This is a genomic window from Flavobacterium sp. XS2P24, from assembly GCF_030010285.1.
Lineage (GTDB): Bacteria > Bacteroidota > Bacteroidia > Flavobacteriales > Flavobacteriaceae > Flavobacterium > Flavobacterium algoritolerans.
In genome coordinates this window covers 1-23,167 of sequence record NZ_JASCRU010000004.1, presented here as the reverse complement: position 1 = coordinate 23,167, position 23,167 = coordinate 1, and the positions used below count along the sequence as shown (strand labels likewise).

Sequence of the window (23,167 nt, the reverse complement as noted above, 5' to 3'; positions counted from 1 at the left end):
GTCTAAAGTTTTTAAAGTCATAAAGTCGAAAGTCATAAAGCTGGATTAAATAGCAACTTTATGACTTTTGACCTTGAAACTTTTGACTAATTTTTCGCCTCTTTTCTTTTCTTCCAAAAATAATCTCCAATAAAAAATGCGGCTAAAGCAATTAGGAAATATTTAAAATAAGATTGAGGTTGACCTTCACCGCTAACAGTTGTAAAAACCCTGTCCCAACGAATACTCCAGTTTTTAATTCCATCATTGATTCCTTTGATGCTCATCCAGATAAATATAGGTTTCCCTACAATATGGTCAGCTGGAACAAATCCCCAATAGCGGCTGTCTTCGGAGTTGTGACGGTTGTCACCCATCATCCAATAGTAATCTTGTTTGAAAGTGTAATCTTTAACTACTTTTCCGTTTAGTCTTATTTCGTTTCCAGTTACTGTAAGATTATTAGCATTACCATTGTCGTCTTTTTCATATGTTTTAATAATTCTTTCGTAAAAAGGAAGTGATTTCAAGTTTAACGCAACTGTTTTTCCCTCTTCGGGAATATAAATTGGACCAAAATTGTCTCTTGTCCAATTCTTTTGATTATCACCACTGTGAGGGAAAATATCATAGGTCTCCTTAATATTAGTAACAGATTTTTGTTTTTTTAGTATTTCAACAATATCTTTAGTCAGATTTGCAATAAGAATTTTATTTCCAGCCATTTCCCTTATATAAAACTGTTTCGATTCTTTAAGTCTGGAAATCATATTTAGAAAACCTTCATCTTCAATTTTATTACTGTATGTAAATTCATAAGTGAAACGAGTATTTATTGAATCAACGATTTTCTGTACATCATAAACTCCTGAAATATTTTTTAATTTTAAAGCCATCTCATCTGTAAGTGCAGGAAAGTACAAGCTTTCTTTATCCGTAAAGCCTCCCGAATCCCTATTATAATCGTTTAATTCTGAAAATAAAGATTGATAATCGATTTTTTCTGAAGCACGAATCTTAGCAGTATATGAAAATTGAGGTTTGGCTCTTTCAGACAATTTCAATTCTTTTCCATCAATATAAACGATGCCATTTTTAATATATAGATTATCCCCAGGAACGCCAACACAACGTTTGACATAATTTGATTCTTTATCGACCGGTTTAATTACACCAGGGATTCCTTTTGGTTCAAAAAAGTAATGAACGGTATCAACCGGCCAGTTAAATACAACGATGTCCGTTCTGTTTATGTTTTGAATTCCCGGCAATCTTAAATAAGGTAATTGTGGCCAAGTTAAGTATGATTTTTTTTGAAGTAAAGGTATCGAATCGTGAACCATTGGCAACGCTACAGTTGTCATTGGGATTCTTGCTCCATAATTCATTTTACTCACAAATAAAAAGTCACCTACCAATAAGGATTTTTCCAATGAAGAGGTAGGAATCGTGTACGGTTGAATTAAATAGGTGTGGACCAAAGTAGCTACTATAACTGCAAAAAGCAATGAGCTAACGGTATCAGCAGCTTTGTTTTCGGGACTTAAACTTCTGTCAGCTATGTAATTTAATTTTTGAGTATAATTGACATAATAGATATAAAAACCAAGAGTTACAATTCCTAAAAAAGTATCTAATCCAGATCGCTTTCCAAAACTTCTCAATGTTTCTACCCAGATTACAGGAAACATAATCAAATTGATAATTGGAATGAAAAGTAAAATAGTCCACCAGGTAGGTCGTCCTATTATTTTCATCAAGACAATAGCATTATATACTGGAATAGCTGCTTCCCAACGTTTCCTTCCTGCACTTTCATATAATTTCCAGGTTCCCAAAAAATGAACTATTTGTACAAGTAGAAAAAATATAAACCATTGATATACTGACATAATTTTTTGTTTAAGGTTTAGAGCTTATGATTTTCAAAAGAGTAATCATAAACTGGATAACATTTATTTTAAATTTAAAACATCCTTCATTGTGAAAATTCCTTGTTTCCCTACAATCCATTCGGCAGCAATTACAGCACCTAGAGCAAAACCTTCACGATTGTGTGCTGTGTGTTTTATTTCGATAGCATCAACAACAGAATTGTAAGTCACCGTGTGTGTTCCCGGAACAGTTCCTATTCTTTTTGCTTCGATATGAATTTGATTGGTTTCTGGTTTTTCCAATGTCCAGTTGGTGTACGAACTGTTTTCAATTACTCCTTTGGCTAATGAAATAGCTGTGCCACTTGGCGCATCTAGTTTCTGGGTATGATGAATTTCTTCCATGTCAACCGAGTAACTGTCAAACTTTGACATGATTTTTGCCAAATATTCATTGAGTTCAAAGAAAATATTTACACCTAAACTAAAGTTAGAACTGGAGATAAAACCACCGTTTTTTGCTGTGCAAAGTGCCGCCATTTCATCATAATGTTCTAACCAGCCTGTTGTTCCTGAAATTACAGGGACATTAGCATGGAAGCAACTGGAGATATTACTGACTGCTGCTGTTGGAACACTGAAATCAATAGCCACATCAGCATTTGAAAGACCATCAAAAGTATTGTTTTCATCTTTTTTCAAAACGATTTCATGTCCTCTTTCCAGTGCAATTCTTTCAATTACCTGACCCATTTTTCCGTATCCTAAAAGCGCAATTTTCATTTGTTTTTTATATTTATAAATTAAAATTTAAAGATGAATCGAGCAATCTGTTTTCGATCTAAAAATTATAATTAAATGTTAGTCCTACATTAGTCTTTAATGTTACATCATTTGGATAAAGAACTGGTCTTACTGATAAGTTTTCATCCACATTGAATTGTATTAAAGCGGCATCGACATTAGCATCTATGATGTTTAATGCATAGAATGCCAAAGTTACCAAAGCTGATAAATCTCGATTTCGTTGATAAAATTTTTGTCCGGCAATCAATCGATTGTTATCTAAGAAAGCCAAATCATCGGTAGTGTATCCTTCTAATCTACTTTTGTAAGCATCTCTGTATTGATGGTATTTCCTGTTGTTGTCAATATAGAAGTAAACGCTGGTTCCCAGTGCTCCGTAAACGAGTGGTATTTTCCAGTATTTTTTATTGTAAACCTGACCTAAACCCGGTAAAATTGCTGAAAAGAAAGCTGCTTTTGCAGGAGTCAACGGATCAATGTCATTTGATTTCAAAGTATCTTTTGCGACAAGCACCGCTTCTGTTTTCGTTTGGGCAAAAACAGTAGTGTTTCCTGTAATAAAAAGGAATAGACCTATGAAAATGATTTTATGCACTACTCGTTTATTAGTTTAATGATTCTGTTGAAGTCCTCTTCAGAATGAAATGGAATAGTGATTTTTCCTTTGCCGTTTCCGGCTACTTTCACATCGACTTTGGTTCCAAAATAATTTGTAAAAGCGCTTTTATGGGCGTCTGCAATTTCAAATGAGGCTGCTTTTGGTTTACCGGCAGGTTTTGGTTTTAAACTTTCCTGATAGTTTTTTACCAAAGTTTCCGTATCACGAACCGATAAATTTTGGCTCACGATTTTTTGATAAATATCGGCTTGAATGTCTTGGTCTTCAATATTGATTATTGCACGACCATGACCCATACTGATAAAACCATCACGAATTCCGGTTTGGATAATCGGATCCAGTTTTAAAAGTCTCAAATAATTAGCGATAGTAGAACGTTTTTTTCCTACACGCTCACTCATTTGTTCCTGAGTCAATTGAATTTCGTCAATCAAACGTTGGTACGAAAGTGCAATCTCAATTGGATCTAAATCATGACGCTGGATGTTTTCCACCAATGCCATAACCAATGATTCGTTGTCATTTGCAATACGAATGTAAGCAGGAACTGTTTTTAATCCCACAAGAGTCGACGCACGAAGACGACGCTCACCCGAAATCAACTGATATTTATTGAAGTCTAATTTACGTACGGTAATAGGTTGAATAACACCTAATTCTTTAATAGAAGTCGCTAATTCTCTCAATGATTCCTCATTGAAATTACTTCTGGGCTGAAACGGATTTATTTCAATTGCTTCAATTTCAAGCTCAATAATATTTCCTACAACTTTATCGGCATTTTTATCGTCAACGGATTTTATATCGTTTTCCGGATCTTTCAATAACGCAGATAATCCTCTTCCTAAGGCTTGTTTTTTTATTGCTTTTGCCATAAAACTATTTACTGTTTTTCTTTATAACTTCTTGAGCAAGATGTAAGTAATTGGTAGCTCCTTTGCTTGTTGCATCGTAGTTTATTATACTTTCTCCAAAGCTTGGCGCTTCGCTCAGTTTTACATTTCTTTGAATAATGGTATCAAAAACCATGTCGTTGAAATGTTTTTGAACCTCTTCAACCACTTGGTTTGATAAACGCAATCTCGAGTCAAACATGGTCAATAATAACCCTTCGATGTCTAAATCCGGATTGTGAATTTTTTGGATGCTTTTTATCGTATTCAATAATTTTCCTAAACCTTCCAGTGCAAAATACTCACATTGAATAGGAATAATCACAGAATCAGCAGCAGTCAAAGCATTCAACGTAAGCAATCCAAGAGATGGCGCGCAATCAATGATGATATAATCGTACTCGTCCTTTATGCTTTCCAATGCTTTTTTAAGCATATATTCCCTGTTTTCTTTATCGACTAATTCGATTTCAATAGCAACAAGGTCAATATGTGATGGGATTACGTCCACATTTGGAGCAGAACATTGTATGATGGCCTCTTTTGGCGTATGACTATGTTCCAGAATTTGATACGTACCTATCTCAACAGATTCAACATCAATTCCTAATCCTGAAGAGGCATTTGCCTGTGGATCAGCATCAATAAGTAACACTTTTTTTTCTAAAACACCCAGTGAAGCAGCAAGATTAACTGACGTTGTCGTCTTTCCAACTCCTCCTTTTTGATTAGCAATCGCGATGATTTTGCCCATTTATTTTTCTAAATTTTGAACCGTAAAAATACAATTATTTATGGTTTCTAAAAATCTATTTTGTTAACATTTGTTAAAGCTTGATTAGTCGCTATTTGACAATTCCCATTTTCAAAACAGATTTCATTTTACAGGAGCTATTCCAGCTGTGCGCTTCAATCCCGATAGTTCGGGACTTGAGCTTCTCCCGGTTTTTTCTAAAGTCATAAAAGGAGCTTCCTTTGGTCGCTCTTTTCTGCCAAGAAAAAATCAAGAGCAGCTCGTAGAAGCTTTTAACTACCATCTGGGCTGGGGCAGTTGTGGATGAATGATGCTGTGGAAATACAAATTTATTTTAGATTTTTAGACTAATTTTCGAACCAAATAAATTTAGTCCTTATTTCTGAAATAGTTTTGCATAAGCCAAAAATAGTACTATATTTGCACCCGCTTTCGGGGTGTAGCGTAGCTCGGTTATCGCGCCTGCTTTGGGAGCAGGAGGCCGCAGGTTCGAATCCTGCCACCCCGACTAAAAATCCTTTCTGTCTCTACAGGAGGGATTTTTTTATTGTATAATAACAAAAACTGATTATTCAGGTTCTATAATACAGTAATTATGACTTATTTTTGTGCTGTTAAAAAATTATAATATACCTTACTATGTCTGATACAATCGAAAAAATTAAATGTCTTATTATAGGTTCTGGTCCAGCAGGTTATACTGCAGCAATATATGCCGCCAGAGCAAATATGAACCCTGTTTTATACCAAGGAATGCAACCTGGTGGTCAACTGACAACTACTAATGAAGTAGAAAATTGGCCTGGTAATCCTGAAGGAATTACAGGTCCCGAAATGATGGTAGGATTGCAAGCACAAGCACAACGTTTTGGTACTGATGTACGTGATGGTTGGGCAACTAAAGTTGATTTCTCAGGAGATGTTCATAAAGTTTGGATCAATGATACCATAGAATTGCATTGCGAAACAGTAATTATTTCTACTGGAGCATCAGCTAAATATTTAGGGATGCCATCAGAACAACACTATTTAAAAATGGGTGGCGGAGTTTCGGCTTGTGCTGTTTGTGACGGTTTTTTCTATAGAAATCAAGAAGTAGTAATTGTAGGAGCAGGAGATTCAGCTTGTGAAGAAGCACACTATTTATCAAAACTTTGTAAAAAAGTAACCATGTTAGTGCGTAGCGAAAAATTCAGAGCTTCTAAAATCATGGAAGAACGCGTTCGCAAAACCGAGAACATTACCATATTAATGAATCACGATACTGTTGAAGTATTAGGAGATGAGCAAGTTGTTACTGGGGTGAAGGCTTTGAATAAAACAACAAATGAAGTTTTTGATATTCCTGCAACTGGTTTCTTCGTAGCTATTGGTCACAAACCAAATACTGATATTTTCAAAGATTATATCACATTAGACGAAACGGGATATATTATCAATACTCCTGGAACTTCAAAAACAAATGTCGAAGGCGTTTTTGTAGCGGGTGATGCTGCGGATCATGTGTATCGTCAAGCGATAACTGCAGCTGGAACTGGTTGTATGGCCGCTCTTGATGCCGAAAGATATTTGGCTTCTAAAGAATAATACCAGTAATAAAATTTCAGTATAAAAAAAGTCCCATTTGCCTTAGCAAGTGGGATTTTTTGTTGGTTAGAGGATTTCTATTTCAACTTTTTTATCAATTTAGACTCATCAGCAAATTTTCTGATTTCGATTTTTGGAGCACCAACAAGTTGGATTTCTGATTTATTTGCAGCGTCTATAATAACGGTTGTTACCGCATTAACACTACAATTGGAATAGCTTTCTGTCGTTACGTCAACATTTTTTACAGTTAATTTATTTCCTGTCAAGCTCGAGTTATTATCCAACCGAATGATGGCATTCGCTGCGTCTCCTTCGATAGTAGCATCTGATTTTTGATACATATCCACTTTTAAATCAGTAGTGGTGACTAAGGCTTTTAGAGAGGCGTTTTTACTTAATTCGATCGTAGTATTTTCTGATTTTAAATTGAGTTCTGTTTTTGATTTATCATCAGATTGTAATACGAAGTTTTTGGCATTCACATTCAAAAATAGTTTGGATGCATCGTGTGCTTTAAGTGTGAGGTCATTCACTAAAATTTCCTGAATTGCATTTACAGTCGTTTCATTTTTTGACGTAACCATATTCAAATCATTGGTGTAGGTTACTCTAACAATCAGTTTCTTATAATTGGTGGCTTGTTTTGTGGTATAAATGCGCAATAGATTATCACTTAAATCCAAAGAAATAATATCGTGTAAGTTTTCGTCGGCTTCAATTTTTAGTTCTGTTCGCTCGCCTCTTTCCAAGTATACTTCGAGATTGTCTTCAACAGTAAGCGACTCAAAATTCCCAACTTTTCTTTGTTCCACAGTTACTGTTTTCGAGCCTTTTATTTTTTCTTTTTTCTGTGCAAATAACAATGTAGTCGATAAAAGGAACAGGAGTATAGCAGTATGTTTTTTCATAGTCATTTGGATTAGAGTCTACACAAATATAAAAAAATCATCCACTTGTGATGGATGATTTTTTGATTTTTAGTAAAATGATTTTATTGTTCTTGATGAACACTTCCTCCGGAATTGGTTTCTTTTCGAATTGATTTCGGAACTTTATTATAGCTTATACTTCCTCCGCTTGAGGCTTCGGCGTCTAAACTGACAATTGGATGAATGTTGATGGTAGCTCCACTGGAAGCTTCAGCATTAACTTCATTTGCTAATAAGTTTTTGGCGTCAATTCCGCTTCCACTTGATGCATTTGCTTTCATTTTTAATCCCATTCCATTAATGGTGATGCTGCTTCCACTGCTTGAATCACAAGTAATATCATCTGCTTCTATATTCAGGTCAATAGTTCCGGCACTAGATGTGTTTAGTGTTATATTTTCTCCTTTTATAGTGTTTGTGCTTGTGATTGAGGCACTGCTATTGGCTTCTAATTGTTCTATAACAGGCATTTTTACAGTTACTTTTTTAGATTTCGTATTGATGAAAGAATTTTTATCGCAATAAATAACGAGTGTGCCATTTTCAACTTTGGTAAAGATGTGCTTCTGCAAATTATCATCAGCCTCAACTACTATTTCAGTAACGTCTGATTGTTCAATGACAAGATCGATGGCATTACTGACTTCTATGCTTTTGAAATCACCTTCCACATTTCTTCTTTCGGTGGTGACATTTCCGCTTCCTTCAATTGAATTTAAATTAATGGAATGGTTACACGATGCGAATAGTAATGCAGTTAAGGCAACCAGAATAAATTTTGTAATTAATGTGATGATTTTTAACATAGCTTTAATTTTTAATGATTACACCGTTTTTGCTTACTGATAAGCCTTTTTTGGTTCCAGCTTCATTTACTGTAACCGTTTCTCCGTTTACTTTTACAGTAGTAGTTGTAATACTGTCATTTTCTGTTACTTTTCCAGTAATGTTTACTTCTACATTATCACCATTTTCATTTACATCAATATCATTATATTCATTTTCATCAGCAGGACAATTTAAACATTTTATTTGAGAATTTTCTACTTTGTAAATGTAATTGTCTGAACTGTAGTGTAAGTTGAAGAATGAATCGTCAGATCTGTCGAAATTTTGTACTGAAGTATCTGGTTTCAATAGAATTCCTTCTGGTACGTATAAAAATATTTCCACTTCCTGGTCACGGAATTTATTAGCTACTTCTGTCAATAAATAATTATCTAGAATCAACTGATTTCCTTCAATTTTGATAGCGTATTTTATTTTTTCAGCTCTTTGTTTTGCATCTTGAAATGATTTACCTCTTGCTATTTTTTCAATTTGAATGAAAGGTAATTTCTCGTCTGTACGTAAAATTTCTAAACTTACATTATTGGAATAAATCAATTGAGTGTTAGCTGAATCCTGAACAAACTTGAAGCTTTCTCTGTCATCAATGTCTTTAGTGTAATACTCATTGTATCTGAATTTTACAAACAAAGTGTCATTTGGCAATACATTAATCGTTTCTTTCTGAACTGTTTTCCCTTCGTAAGCCACTTCTGACGCTTGTTTTATTCCTATTGAAATTAATATCGCTATGGCAATAATCCAAAGTGCCAATAATGTGTATTTAGCAATATTTCCAATTGATTTCATGCTTGGTGACAATAATTTGAAACCTAAAAGTGTCAAGAAAAAGAACGGAATTCCAACTGCAAAGAACATTAACAATCCAAAAGACCATATTGGGTAATCCGTGAAATTTCCTGCTTCAATGAAACTCTGCCATGGCACATCAATAAAATCTGAAGAACCTAAAGTGAAAACAGCAATTAGTAATGAAACTAATGTTGCAATTCCTGTGATGATTAAAATTACACCCAAAAACTTTGCGAAAATCTTGAAAACTGTCATGATAAAATCACCAAAAGAGCTTCCTATTTTCCCGGCACCCGTTTTTATTTGATTGCCATATTTGTCGTAATCTACATTTTTTATTTTACCAGAAACGCTTTCAAACTCTTCACGTACTTTTTTTTCGATATTCGAAATATTTACCGGTTCTCCAGTCATTTCCAGTTTTTCTGATGTGGTTACGGCTTCAGGAGTTACAATCCAAAGAATAATATAAGCCAAAATTCCAGTTCCAAATCCAGCAAAAACTAATAGGATTAAAACGATTCTGATCCATACTGCATCAATTCCAAAATAATGACCCAATCCAGCTGCAACACCGCCAATCATACCTTTTTCTTTATCACGGTATAATTTTTTTGTTCTTCTGTTTGAACTGTCACTAAAAGTTTGAGAACCTTTCAACTCGTCTTCAATAATGTAATCTTCCGGTTGTCCCATTACGGCAATAACCTCATCTACATCTTTTAAACCCACAACATGTTTGTCGCTTATTTGTTTCTCATTCAATAATTCTGAAACACGCATTTCGATATCTTTTATGATTTCATCATGTCCAGATGAATTAGATAAAGAACGTTTTATGGCATCAAAATATCGAGTTAATTTTTGGTATGCATCTTCATCTATATGAAAGAACATTCCGCCTAGATTTATATTTACAGTTTTGTTCATGACTATTGTTTTTGGTTGGTTATAAGGTTTACGGCATCGGATAATTCAGTCCATGTGCCACTAAGTTCTTTTAAAAATGTTTGTCCTATTTCTGTTAGACCATAATATTTTCTTGGTGGTCCTGATGTGGATTCTTCCCAACGATAGTTGAGTAATCCATCATTTTTCAATCGGGTTAGCAGCGGGTAAATAGTTCCCTCTACAACTAATAATTTTGCGTTTTTTAATGTGTCCAATATTTCCGATGTGTATGCATCTTTTTCTTTTAATACGGATAAGATGCAAAACTCGAGAACACCTTTACGCATCTGGGCTTTTGTGTTTTCAATGTTCATAATTTCTTTTTTTTGATTTTGTGTTGATTAAACGGTTCATTTTTTGATTGATGATTGATTTGTTTTTGCGAGGAACGAAGCAATTGTTTCTTGCTGTTTGGTTCGCTTTATTTATTACGTTTGTTCGCTTTTAATCCATTTTATTTCTCCTACTTAATAAACGGAATCGTTATTGGATATTTGTATTTTTCACCATTTGATGTTTTGATGGAAGCATAAATGATTAAAAAGAACTCAGCCACTTTTAAAAGTCCAAAAATTAAAACAGCAACTAAACCTACTGTTAACATTCCGATGTTTCCTTCAAAGTTAAAATTTCTAAAAACAAAATCGTGATCATTTACTACAGCTTCGAAAGGAACATTTTTAAACAGTGTAATTAAAAATGTTGGAACTGCAATTAGTATCAACACTAAAGAATACAATAATAAACTTAACTGAAAATTAAGTACTTGTTTTCCGTGGTGATCCACAAATTCTGAACTTTCCTTTTTTGAAGTCCAAAGTATTATTGGAAAAATATAATTTCCAAAAGGAATAAAATATTGAGTCAATGCACTCAAATGAGTAAATGTTGCGGTGTTTTTTTCGGTTGTTGTTTCCATGATTAAAAGTATATAGTAATTTCTTATGCAAATATATGTCTAAAAGACAGTATCTTGTTTCGCATAGTACAAAATATTAACATAAAATTAACAAATTAATTTAATATGTACGCATAGTATTTTTTTGTATTTTAGCAAAAAACCTAGTGATAATGAACTCGCCATGATTCAATCCCGAAGCTTCGGGACAGAAAAAATGAAAGAAGAATGGCGATACCATATTCCGATGAAAAAACAAATAGTAGCTACATATGAAACTTACAGCGTCAAAACTTAATAAATTTCTCTTATTTAAATTACCGTCGGCATTTATCTGTGGTGTACGTGTAAAAGAGATTGATGAAAACAAATGTGTGGTATCAGTAAAACATCGTTGGATTAATCAAAATCCGTTTAATTCCATGTATTTTGCAGTGCAAGCAATGGCTGCTGAGCTTTCTACAGGAGCTTTGGTGATGTTTCAAATCCAAAAAAGCGGCAGAAAAATATCAATGCTTGTTGCAAACAATAAAGGAAATTTTACCAAAAAGGCAACTGGTAGAATCACTTTTACCTGTACCGATGGTCATTTAATTGAAGAAGCAATTGAAAAAACAATTGCAATCGGAGAAGGACAAACCTTCTGGATGAAGTCTGTTGGAACAGATGAAAAAGGAGTTCAAGTGTCTGAAATGGATTTTGAATGGAGTGTAAGAGCCAAATAAAAGCACGTAGTTGTTTCTAAAAATAGAAAAAACGCCTTTAAATTTAGAGGCGTTTTTTATAGGAAATTAAAATTTATATTGTTTAGACTAGCATTTTTTGCCACTTGCTTTTGCTGATGCATCACACTTTTTTCCTTCAGCCTTACATTTTGCTTGGCATTTTTCTATTTCATCAGCACTCATCGCTTTTGATTTAGAATCTTTTTTAGCACAACAAGATTCTTTTTTTGCTTTTTCTTTTGTAGCGGTTTTACTTTCTTGCGCACTAAGATTCACAGTTAGAAATGCGATTGCTATACATGCTATTATCTTTTTCATTTGTATAAATTTAAATGGTTTTCATTTTTTATTTGGATCTAAATCCAAAATTATAATTCAAATATAAATAATAATTTTAATCAATTTATTAAAATTCAGATTAATATTTACTTAATTGAATAGTATTCTAGTACTGGAAACATACATTTTATTTGATTATGATTTTTTTACTGTAATCTCCTTTTGAAGTTTTCAGTTTTACGATGTATATACCTGAACTTAAATTTTTGATTGGAATTTGAATTTTGGTTTGATTTTCATTTTTCACATCCCAATTTGCTACAGCTTGTCCTAATATATTGAAGAGACGCACCTCGTTCACGTTTGAATCAAGAGCTTTATTTTGAATAATTAAGACTTTATAATTATTGGAATATAAAACTATAAGTCCGTCATTTAAATTATTCTCATCAACATCAAGTGTTTTGTTTGTAAATCGAAGTGAGAAACGGTTTCTGTAGTCGCCAACGGCTAATGAAATGGTAAAATCACTAGTACGAATGTCATGATAAATACCCGTTATGTTATCATGGATGTAAATTTGAGTTGTACCAGATATGTTTTCAAGAGCATCAATTTTTATTTTGATTTTGCCTTCGGTTCCTATAGTAAGTCCTAAAGGGATTACTTGATTTTCATTAAAATCAGTAACGGCTTGAATCACATATTCAATATTATTAATTTCCCAAAACATATCATTTACACTCAAATCAAACATTGGAGCATCATAACCGATGTCGAACATTGCGGTTGTGTTACTATCGGCTCCAAGTAATAGTTGTCGGTGCGCACCAATTGAAGAGTCAAAACCGAGTCTGATTTTTGATCTCGTTTCGGTTTCTGCATCTGAATCTTTTGCACTTGATTTTGTTGTTCCAATCGTTTTCATAAAGAGCGAGTTTCCTGCACTTTCTTTGACAAATACTCGTTGACTATTTTTAAAAATCAAATTGCCACCATCAACTGTTGTTGGAATCATCGTTCCTGATAGGTCAGAGTCTAAATAGGCATCAACAAAAAATCCTTGTGCTACGGGGATGTATCGTTCCGGTACTTTTGTACCAGCTCCAGTTCCAGTCAAAGAACTGTCAGCAATACCGGCAACTCCTCCCATTAAGGTATAGGTAGCATAACCACCTTCATATTCAGCTAAATAGTGATTGTTTGAAAGGCCAAAATGATCCCAAAAATAAAGTGCGCCATTAAAAACATTTTTGCCTAGTGCATTTCTAGCAGCTAAGTTGTCTCTTATGAATTCGTCGGCATCAAGCGCTGATGGGTAAGGATTTCCTACTAAGTACGTTTGGTCATAAGGTAAAGATAATGTAATAGTCCCTGAATTAGGTTTTCCTACAAATACATAGTTTTGTAGTGCTGTGATTGGAGCAATACCACCGGTTCCTTTCATAGTATACGCTTCTCCAGCTTTTATCAGACCGGTACTGCCAACATATTTCCATTGATGATAATCATTTAAATCGGTATTCGAATTTAGTGTTTGTGAATTGTAAGACCATAACCAGCGGTTACTAATTTTTATAGGACTTGAAACTACATCTGCAAAAAATGCACCGTCATCAAAATTGATACTATTCGGAATTAAAGAATTCGTTCCATCTTTTAAAATATTTGCAATTGTATATGACGAATTATTTAAACCTCCTTGAATACTTACCGGTGATGACCAATAATTATAATTGTAACTGTTTCGTTGGCCTTGTTGGTCTCGTTCAATATATCCAGAACTGACTTCATCTAATATACTGTCATCGTATTGGGTTGCTGTATATCTCTTTTGTACCAGTTGTGATTGGCCTACGAGATCAACATTTCCATTCAATAATAAATATAGGGTAATCCATAAGCCTTGACCGTCATTATTTTCAATTGGATTAGTTACAACAGGATCAGCCATTGTTAATTTTCCGGCAGTTGAAAGTAAACCTAATACTGTAATGTCTTTATTTCCAGAATTAATGTTATGTGATATTTGTACAATATTCCAATCAATTGGGGTACTATTATCAACTCCTAAGCTATTTGGTGCATCCCAAACATTAAAATGTGTCCAAGTAGTATCCGTACCCCAATCTTGACCATTAACTCTTGAAGTATATGGTATTGGAGCAGTTTGTTCTTGTATGCTAGTAATATTTCTTAACTTACCTATGGCAGTTCCTTTTGTTGGATTGAGATAACCACAACTGATGGAACTCATTTGGTAATAGCCCAATAAATCGTTTGTCCATGACAATCCGTTTACATCTACAGGAACGATTACTCCAGTAACGGCAGTTCCGTTGCTTGAAATTTCCTGATTCATAATTTGATGCAATTGTTCTGGAGTTAATGCTTTATTCCAAATTCGGAGTTCATCCATCCATCCATTAAAATAGCTTATAGGTTGACTTCCAGATTTATTCATCGCTCCTAAAATACAATCAAAGTCATTAGTTGTTGGTAATGATCCTGATGCATTTTTCACTTCAACACCATCAATATATAATCGATACGTTGTACCACTCAAAGTAACTGCAATATGATACCATCTGCTTGTACTAATGCCATAATTAGAGGCAACTGTTCCTGTTCCATTCCAATTAAATGAAATTTTGTCTCCTATCAATTTCAAATCATAACCTGTAGCCAGATTATTAGAATCGCGTTTAGAAAAGATGGTTTGTGTTCCAGTTACTGAATTGGGTTTTACCCAAACTTCGATACTAAATGGAGCGGTAAAATCATAATTATCTTTGAAGGTTATATTGTCATTTGTACCATCGAAATTGATTGTAGAACAATCAGTTAAAATAACAGTAACATCATCTGAACACCCAGCCGCTGTCCAAGTTAATACATAAGTTCCAGCATCACCGGTAAACGTAGCATTAGGATCGGTATCATTTGGAAAAAAGGTTGCTATATTACAAGGGCTTATTGCTGTACTGGATTTAATGGTCCATTTTCCAGTGGCACCAGTACCTATAGCAGTATCGGTTACATAATTATTGTCCCAAGCTCCTTTTGCTATATTTTGTGCAGCGGTAAGTCTATTGTCATAAGCATTAAGAGTGACCGTATTATTTCCACAATCTGTAGCTGGAATTGCAAGATCTTTCCCAGCATAAGCAAAGTTTACATTAACGGTTACAAATTCAGTTCCGTCTATTCCAGTACTTCTACATCCATTAATTAAAGTTGTGACACCATAAACTTGAACTCCCGGTGAAACAGGTGTTATATTCGCCGTATTAATTGTTGAAATTATATTTCCGTCTTCATCAGTCCATTCAATTGTTTGATTTGGAGGTGCATCCGGAAATTTAAAATTATCTAAAGCCCAAGCACTATTTGTATTGGCCCCTATAAAAGTGAATTTTACTCTCAATTGTGTTTGACCTATATAATTTTGTAAATCAAAAGAAGTATTGTCATTCGCAAAGGTATTAAAGAGGGCTGATTGAGCCGGTCCGGTAATATCTTGTAATGTAACAGTGTAACTTGCACCACCGTTCAGTGATAGTTCAATGAGTATGCGGTCTCCAGCCAATAATTTATAGGCTTGGTCAAATCCAAATGAAAAGGTTGTTAAGCCTAATGAATTAAAAATAGGTGTTTGTAAGGTTGTTGTTAACGGACCATTCGCAATTGCGAATTTTGGATCACCAGAATCATAAATTATTCCGCCTGGAAAAGGATGTGGATTTGTACCTGCCCAATGGTTAGAACTTGTATTATTGGCAGATGCAGTATAACCTCCAGGAGAATCATCTACTAACCAGCCTCTAGGATCTTGCGTATTCAATTGCCCTGTTTGAAAATCTCCGCCTTGCAAAAATTGGCCTGTACCATAACTACTTTGGGATGTAAATAAAGAAGAACTTCCCAAGCATAAAGTTGAAGGTGATGCCGATACAGGATCTGGTTTGATATTTGGCGGAATGACATTTACATATGCTATAGCTGAATATGCCAGGCCACAAGCTCCACTATCAAGTACTGCTCTGTACAATGTTGTTTGGCTGATATTCGTAAAATTATTTGTAGCGCTTATGTTTGCAATAGGCACCCATGTTACGCCTCCATTAGTAGTGTATTCCCATCGTACTATATTCCCAACAAAACCACTTAAAGTAAGTGTACCACTACCTAAGTGGCAGGCAGTAATTAAATTACTTATTATTGTGGGAGTAGCACTAAAATAACCCGTTATTGAACCACCAATCGTTACCGGATGAATTGTTATTACTTGAGAATGTGTTACCGCTACACAACCACCAGATGCTGCAATGGTATTGGTAACTGTATATGTCCCTGCGGTACTTGCCGCCAAATTGATTGCTCCTGTTGAGGAATTAATAGACAATCCTGCAGGTGTCGCGCTAAATACTCCTGCAACTCCACCTCCAGTATAAGTTAACAATGGATTCGTAGCACTCTTGCAAAAAGTTGCAGAACCATAATTGAAAGTAGCAACAGGAAGCGGATTAATAGTAACCGATGTTGTAACTGCTATGATAGCGCAACCTCCAGAAGCTGGAATTCGATAGGTTACAGTATAAGTGCCTGGAGTACTAGTACTAGGTGTTATTGCTCCTGTAGTCGCATTAATTGTTAGTCCACTTGGAGCAGAATAGGTTCCTCCGGTATAGGCATTTGTTCCCGTTAAATTTACTGCTTGTGCGCTATTTATCGAATTGCAAAAAGGAGTTCCTGTATAGCTGATAGATGCTGTTGGAATTGGAGTAATCGTAACTGTTGTAGTCGCCGTTACAGGCGCACAAATTCCAGTAACGGGGGTTGTGTATGTTATAGTATAAGTACCTGCGCTACTTGTACTAGGAGTTATTGCTCCAGTTGAGGTATCTAAACTTAATGTTGGTCCCCCAGAAACAACTGAGTAGGAGTAAGTGCCCCCAGTGAAGGCATTTGTTCCTGTTCTTGTTACAGGTTGAGCAACGGTATTATTTTTACAAAATGGATTTCCTGTATAACTAATTGATACTGTCGGAATTTGTGTTACCATTAATGTTGCTATTGCTGATTGTACAGAGGAGCATGTATAACCAACTGGCCCTGAAATTACTACATCGTAGTTTGCAGCATCTCCTGATGCAATAGAATTGATTGTTAAAGTTGAAGCTGTTTGTCCAATAATATTTGAACCATTTTTTCTCCATTGATACGATAAAGGATCTCCGTTTGCATCAGCAACTACGGTAAATGTAACATTAGAACCATTGCATAGTGATTGTGAAACTGGTTGAGAAGATACTATAATCGCTTGATCTACATTCAATGTTCTTTGTGCAGAAGTAACTGCAGCACAAGGTGATGCTCCGCTAATTACTACATAATAACTACCATCATCACTCAAACTTGCTTGGTTGAAATTAAGATTAGCAGATTGCGCACCCGAGATATTAGCTGAATTAACTATTGCTGTACCAGTAGGAGCAGCGCCTTTATACCATTGATACGTTAAGCCATCACCAATGGCAACTACACTTAGACTTGCAGGAAAACTGGCACATATACTTGTATTCGAAGGTTGATTTGTAATTGCAACTACTTTTTTAATAGTTAAAATGATATTTGCGGTTATTGCTGTACATGGACCAGCCGGGTCATTAGTAGAATACGTTAAAGTAACTGTGCCTGAATTAATATCAGTTGCACTTGGGCTATAAATTGCAGTTGGTGTATTGTTATTAAATGTACCAGTTCCGCTTGTACTCCAAGTAGCAGAAGAAGCACCACCTCCAAATGAACCCGCCATTGTAGCTGTAGTATTTGAGCAGATAGTTTGATTTATTCCAGCATTTACGGTTGAAGCTTCATTCACAGTAATCGTTCTAGTAGCACTTACGGTTGTACAGGAGTTTAATGCATTTGTGGTAAGAGTCAGTGTAACAGTTCCACTGAAATTAGCAGCAGGAGTATAAGTAATTGCCACAGGATTTGCCGTTTGAGCTGTACTGCTTAAAGTCCCTCCTCCGGAAGTGATTGACCATGCTCCGGTTGTAGCTCCACCACCGATACTTGCACCAGAAAGTGTAATTGCAGACGGTATTGTTGATTGACAAACAGTTACAGTTCCTCCAGCATTTACAGTTGGAGCAGCATTTACAGTAATGGTTTTTACAGCATTTATGGCTGAACAGCCACTTAAAGCATTTGTAGTAAGAGTAAGAGTGACAGTTCCACTGAAATTTGCCGCGGGAGTATAAGTAACAGTCGCAGGAGTAGTAGTTTGGGCTGTATCGCTCAATGACCCACCTCCTGAAGTAATAGACCATGCTCCGGTTGTAGCTCCGCCACCAATACTTGCACCCGATAATGTAATCGCAGACGGTGTTGGAGATTGACAAACAATATCAGGACTTCCAGCATTTACCGTCGGAGCGGTATTTATAGTGATGATTCTGGTTGCACTTATTACAGAACACCCAGTTGGAGCATTTGTAGTAAGAGTCAACGTGACTGTACCGCTGAAATTTGCAGCAGGAGTGTAAGTAACAGTCGCAGGAGTCGCAGTTTGGGCTGTACTACTTAATAATCCACCTCCCGAAGTGATAGACCATGCTCCGGTTGTAGCTCCACCACCAACGGTTGCACCAATTAGTGTAATTGCTGATGGTGTTCCCGATTGGCAAACAGTATTAGGACCTCCAGCGTTCACAGTTGGCGTAGCATTGACAGTTATAGTTCTAGTTGTACTTATAGCAGAACATGCAGTAAGTGCATTTGTGGTAAGAGTCAAGGTAACGGTTCCGCTAAAATTTGCTGCAGGAGTATAGGTAACTGTTGCAGGAGTCGCAGTTTGAAGGGTACTGCTTAAAGTTCCTCCACCAGAAGTAATAGACCATGCTCCAGTTGTGGCACCTCCGCCAACAGTTGCACCAGTTAATGTAATTGCAGATGGTGTTGAAGATTGACAAACAATATCAGAGCCTCCAGCATTTACCGTTGGCGCAGCATTTATAGTTATAGTTCTAGTTGTACTTACTGGAGAACATGCAGTTGGTGCATTTGTGGTAAGGGTCAATGTTACAATCCCACTGAAATTCGCGGCAGGTGTATAGGTAACTGTTGCAGGAGTTGCGGTTTGGAGGGTACTACTTAATGATCCACCTCCTGAAGTAATAGACCATGCCCCGGTTGTAGCTCCGCCACCAATAGTTGCTCCAGTTAATGTAATGGCTGATGGTGTAGCTGATTGACAAACAATATCAGCTCCTCCAGCATTTACCGTTGGAGTTGCATTCACGGTAATAGTTCTTGTTGCGCTTACTGGAGAACATGCTGTTGGTGCATTTGTGGTAAGAGTTAAGATAACTGTTCCGCTGAAATTTGCAGCAGGAGTATAGGTAACGGTTGTGGGAGTTGCGGTTTGTGCTGTACTACTTAATAATCCGCCACCTGAGGTTATAGACCATGCTCCAGTTGTGGCTCCTCCGCCAAGGGTTGCTCCGGATAATGTAATGGATGAAGGAGAAGGTGATTGACAAACCACATTAGTCCCACCAGCATTTACGGTTGGAGCTGTATTTACAGTGACAGTTGCAGTTCCTGAAACAGTTTGGATACATGTTGTAGTTGAAGAATAGGAAACACTTGTTAATGTATAGATTGTGTTTGAAGTCAATGCCGCTGTTGTCAATGTAGCTGTTCCACTTGCTCCAATATTTATTGTTGATGAACCGGCAACACCCGAAACGGTATAAGTTAGAGTTGTATTAGGAGTTGCAGTGAATGTTATAGTAGAGGTAGATCCATTACAAATTGGATTTGCTCCAGTTACACTAATGTTTGCTGTAGGAGCAGGAAGAACTGTGATAATCATTTCATCTGATACTACCGGGCAATCAACAGTTGTTTGATTACTAACAATTCTTATTGTAATGTTTCCAGAAGTGAAACCTGGAGGAAGAGTATAAATACTTGACAATGAATTAGGCGAATTAATAGTACCGGTAGTAACTACCCAATCCCATTCATTTTGATTATTAATTACACCACTAATTACACCCTCTAAAGTTATTGAAGGTGTTCCTGAACAAACAGTTCTATCAGCTCCTGCAGATACTCCTCCATTACTATTGACATCGACTTGCAATGTACTTGGAGGGCTATTTCCACAAACATTGGTAGCAATTACTGAGACAAAACCGCTTGATGCATTATTTGGTACTTGTACTATTATTGAAGTCGTTCCTTGGCCGCTTGTTATAGACCAATTTGTTGGTACAGTCCAAATATAATTGCTGGTATTTGAAACAGCCGCTATTGAGTATGTTAGTGTTTTAGTTGGACAAATTACGGTTACTCCATTAATAAGTCCTGGTGTAGCCGGGATTGCGGTATTTACAGAAACTGCAAAAGTTTGAGCACCACTTGTTCCGCATGAATTATTAGCAGTTACAGTAATATTTCCAGCAACTGCAGTTCCTGATGTTGAAACAGTAATTGTATTTGTATTTGTACCTGATGTAATATTCCAACCTGACGGTAAAGTCCATGTATACGATGAAGCATTTGCAACAGCGGATATACTATAAACAAGCCCTGTTCTGCTTATACATTGTTCTATAGAACCACTTATTGCTCCGGGCATTGCTGGTGCTGCTGGACTTACGGTTACAGCCAGAGTTCTTGCTAAACTCGTTCCGCAGCTATTTGTTGCAGTAACACTAATAGTTCCATTTTGGCCTGTACTACCGGATGTTACAGTAATAGAATTTGTTCCAGCACCTGCAGTTATTGACCATCCAGTTGGAACTGTCCAAGTATAAGTCGTCGCATTAGGAACGGCTGTTATACTATACGTTAATCCAATAATTGCCGGACATACAGTAGGTGTTCCAGCAATTAATCCTGGTGTTACTGGTGTTGCCGGACTTACGGTTACTCCAAGAGTATTAGCTGTACTCGTTCCGCAGCTATTTGTTGCTGTGACACTAATAGTTCCATTTTGACCCGCAGTACCAGATGTTACAGTAATAGTATTTGTTGCTGCACCTCCGGTTATTGTCCATCCGGTTGGTACTGTCCAAGTATACGATGAAGCATTTGCAACAGCAGCAATACTATATGTTTGTCCTGTTAATGCCGGACATTGTGTAACAGTTCCTGATATTGCTCCTGGTGTTGCCGGTGTTGCTGGACTTACGGTTACAGCCAAAGTTCTTGCTGAACTTGTTCCACAGCTATTTGTTGCAGTAACGCTGATAGTTCCATTCTGGCCCGTATTACCGGATGTTACAGTGATTGAATTTGTTCCTGTGCCTGCAGTAATTGACCATCCAGTTGGAACTGTCCAAGTATAACTTGTAGCATTAGGAACTGCTGTTATACTATATGTTAATCCAATAATTGCCGGACATACAGTCGGTGTTCCAGCAATTAATCCTGGTGTTACTGGTGTTGCCGGACTTACGGTTACTCCAAGAGAACTAACTGAACTCGTTCCACAGCTATTTGTTGCAGTAACACTAATAGTTCCATTTTGGCCTGTACTTCCTGATGTTACAGTAATAGAATTAGTTCCTGTACCTGCAGTTATAGACCATCCAGTTGGTACTGTCCAGTTATACGTTGTAGCATTTGCAACAGCAGCAATACTATAAGTTTGCCCTGTTAAGGCCGGACATTGTGTTCCAGTTCCAGTTATTACTCCTGGTGTTGCTGGTGTTGCCGGACTTACAGTTACAGCTAAAGTTCTTGCTGAACTTGTTCCGCAACTATTTGTTGCAGTGACGCTAATGTTTCCGTTTTGACCTGTATTACCAGATGTTACTGTTATTGAATTTGTCCCTGCACCTGCTGTAATTGACCATCCTGTTGGAACTGTCCAAGTATAAGTTGAAGTATTAGGAACTGCTGTTATACTATATATTTGTCCTGTTAATGCGGGACATTGTGTAGCAGTTCCCGTTATTGCTCCTGGCGTTGCTGGCGTTGCTGGACTTACAGTAACTGGAAAGGAGGCAGAAGCACTTGTACCGCAACTATTTCCAGCGGTAACACTTATGTTTCCATTCTGTCCTGCGCTTCCAGATGTCACAGTAATAGAATTTGTTCCTGCACCTGCAGTTATTGACCATCCAGTTGGAATTGACCAAGTATAACTTGTTGCGTTGGTCACTGCAACAACGCTATACGTTAATCCTGAAATGCCAGGACACACCGTTGATGTTCCTGAGATTACTCCAGGAGTTGCTGGTGTAGCGGGATTAACTGTAATTGGAATACTGTTGCTTATATCAGTTATTGGCGATACGCAAATGGCATTTGATGTTAGTCTAACAGTTACTATATCATCATCAGCAAGTAATGAAGTAGAAAAACTAGGACTATTTGTGCCAGTATTAATACCATTAATCATCCATTGATAAGAAGGAGTCGTACCTCCATTTGTTGCCAAAGCAGAAAAAGTTACTGAGTTGCTTGGGCAAATTGTTGTAGCGGAAGCTGATATGCTAACAGATGGTACAACAACATCATTTACAGTCATTGTAATTAAATTACTGGTAACTGGAGAAGTGCAAGCAGTACTTGAAGTTAACACAACAGTTACTTTATCGGTATTCATAAGAGATGTGGAAGTAAATGTTGGAATATTGGTTCCAACGTTTATACCATTTACCTTCCATTGATAAGAAGGAGTAGCTCCACCATTAACTGGAGTAGCTGTAAAAGTAACTGAGGTGCCTGCGCAAATGTTATTTCCCGGATTTACTGCAATTGATACAGTTGGTAACGGGTTTACAATTACTGTATATGTTGCCGTTTGAATTTGTGGCGCGCAGGCATTATTACTGGTTACCGTCATTGTCAAAGTAACAGAATTTCCTGCATCGGCAGCAGTTGGGGTATAAGTTGGCGTTAGTGTTGTAACGCCTGCGGTAATAGTTCCTGCTCCGTTTTCAGTCCATAGGATTGTTCCGTTTGTTGCGGAAGCACCACTTACGGTTGCCGTTGCATTCGAACAAATAGTTTGTGATCCTCCGGCAGTTGCAGTTGGTAACGGATTTACAATTACTGTGTATGTTGCCGTTTGAGTTTGTGGCGCGCAGGCATTGTTGCTGGTTACCGTCATTGTCAAAGTAACAGAATTTCCTGCATCGGCAGCAGTTGGGGTATAAGTTGGCGTTAGTGTTGTAGCGCCTGCGGTAATAGTTCCTGCT

At 36.5% G+C, this 23,167-nt stretch carries 14 protein-coding genes and 1 tRNA gene; 3 read left to right on the top strand and 12 right to left on the bottom strand.

The annotated features are described in order from the left end of the window. Positions 1-86: 86 nt before the first annotated feature. From lepB to QLS31_RS04465, 5 genes are all read right to left on the bottom strand, one after another. Positions 87-1,871, bottom strand: coding sequence for a signal peptidase I (gene lepB, locus QLS31_RS04485; protein WP_282742891.1), 1,785 nt, complete (start codon positions 1,869-1,871; stop codon positions 87-89). Between the two features lie 63 nt (positions 1,872-1,934). Next, positions 1,935-2,636 carry a 4-hydroxy-tetrahydrodipicolinate reductase gene (gene dapB, locus QLS31_RS04480; RefSeq protein ID WP_282742890.1) on the bottom strand — a complete coding sequence of 234 codons (702 nt, stop codon included), beginning with the start codon at positions 2,634-2,636 and terminating at the stop codon, positions 1,935-1,937. Positions 2,637-2,694: 58 nt separating this feature from the next. Beyond that, complete coding sequence (locus QLS31_RS04475) at positions 2,695-3,255, bottom strand: DUF5683 domain-containing protein (protein WP_282742889.1); 561 nt, start codon at positions 3,253-3,255, stop codon at positions 2,695-2,697. Continuing rightward, positions 3,255-4,154, bottom strand: a complete 900-nt coding sequence (locus QLS31_RS04470) for a ParB/RepB/Spo0J family partition protein (RefSeq protein WP_121341117.1) — start codon at positions 4,152-4,154, stop codon at positions 3,255-3,257. The genes QLS31_RS04475 and QLS31_RS04470 overlap by 1 nt, the downstream gene beginning before the upstream one ends. 4 nt (positions 4,155-4,158) lie before the next feature. Then, positions 4,159-4,926: an AAA family ATPase gene (locus QLS31_RS04465; protein ID WP_114752940.1), complete on the bottom strand. Its 768-nt coding sequence runs from the start codon at positions 4,924-4,926 to the stop codon at positions 4,159-4,161. 433 nt (positions 4,927-5,359) lie between these two features. Between QLS31_RS04465 and QLS31_RS04460 the strand changes: the two genes are divergently transcribed. Then, positions 5,360-5,434, top strand: a tRNA-Pro gene (locus QLS31_RS04460). A 131-nt stretch (positions 5,435-5,565) separates the two neighbouring features. Continuing rightward, a complete protein-coding gene (gene trxB / locus QLS31_RS04455; protein ID WP_099713271.1) occupies positions 5,566-6,513 on the top strand; it encodes a thioredoxin-disulfide reductase in 948 nt (315 codons plus the stop codon). A 77-nt stretch (positions 6,514-6,590) separates the two neighbouring features. On the opposite strand, the gene QLS31_RS04450 is transcribed toward trxB, so the two are convergent. From QLS31_RS04450 to QLS31_RS04430, 5 genes are all read right to left on the bottom strand, one after another. After that, complete coding sequence (locus tag QLS31_RS04450) at positions 6,591-7,424, bottom strand: DUF2807 domain-containing protein (RefSeq protein WP_282742888.1); 834 nt, start codon at positions 7,422-7,424, stop codon at positions 6,591-6,593. Positions 7,425-7,507: 83 nt separating this feature from the next. Beyond that, positions 7,508-8,251: a head GIN domain-containing protein gene (locus QLS31_RS04445; protein WP_099713269.1), complete on the bottom strand. Its 744-nt coding sequence runs from the start codon at positions 8,249-8,251 to the stop codon at positions 7,508-7,510. Between the two features lie 4 nt (positions 8,252-8,255). Next, a complete protein-coding gene (locus tag QLS31_RS04440) occupies positions 8,256-10,016 on the bottom strand; it encodes a PspC domain-containing protein (protein WP_282742887.1) in 1,761 nt (586 codons plus the stop codon). A gap of 2 nt (positions 10,017-10,018) precedes the next feature. Then, on the bottom strand, positions 10,019-10,351 hold the full coding sequence (locus tag QLS31_RS04435) for a PadR family transcriptional regulator (protein ID WP_099713267.1): 333 nt from the start codon (positions 10,349-10,351) through the stop codon (positions 10,019-10,021). A gap of 149 nt (positions 10,352-10,500) precedes the next feature. Beyond that, positions 10,501-10,956 (bottom strand): DUF4870 domain-containing protein, encoded by a 456-nt coding sequence (locus tag QLS31_RS04430; RefSeq protein ID WP_099713266.1) that lies wholly within the window; start codon positions 10,954-10,956, stop codon positions 10,501-10,503. A gap of 251 nt (positions 10,957-11,207) precedes the next feature. Between QLS31_RS04430 and QLS31_RS04425 the strand changes: the two genes are divergently transcribed. Beyond that, entirely contained in the window at positions 11,208-11,660 is a 453-nt protein-coding gene (locus QLS31_RS04425) for a DUF4442 domain-containing protein (RefSeq protein WP_282742886.1), read from the top strand. Between the two features lie 87 nt (positions 11,661-11,747). Here the strand turns inward: QLS31_RS04425 and QLS31_RS04420 are convergent, their stop codons facing one another. Together QLS31_RS04420 and QLS31_RS04415 are read right to left on the bottom strand one after the other, a co-directional pair. After that, entirely contained in the window at positions 11,748-11,978 is a 231-nt protein-coding gene (locus tag QLS31_RS04420; RefSeq protein ID WP_099713264.1) for a hypothetical protein, read from the bottom strand. A gap of 148 nt (positions 11,979-12,126) precedes the next feature. Next, on the bottom strand, positions 12,127-23,079 hold the full coding sequence (locus QLS31_RS04415; protein ID WP_282742885.1) for a LamG-like jellyroll fold domain-containing protein: 10,953 nt from the start codon (positions 23,077-23,079) through the stop codon (positions 12,127-12,129). Positions 23,080-23,167 lie beyond the last annotated feature (88 nt).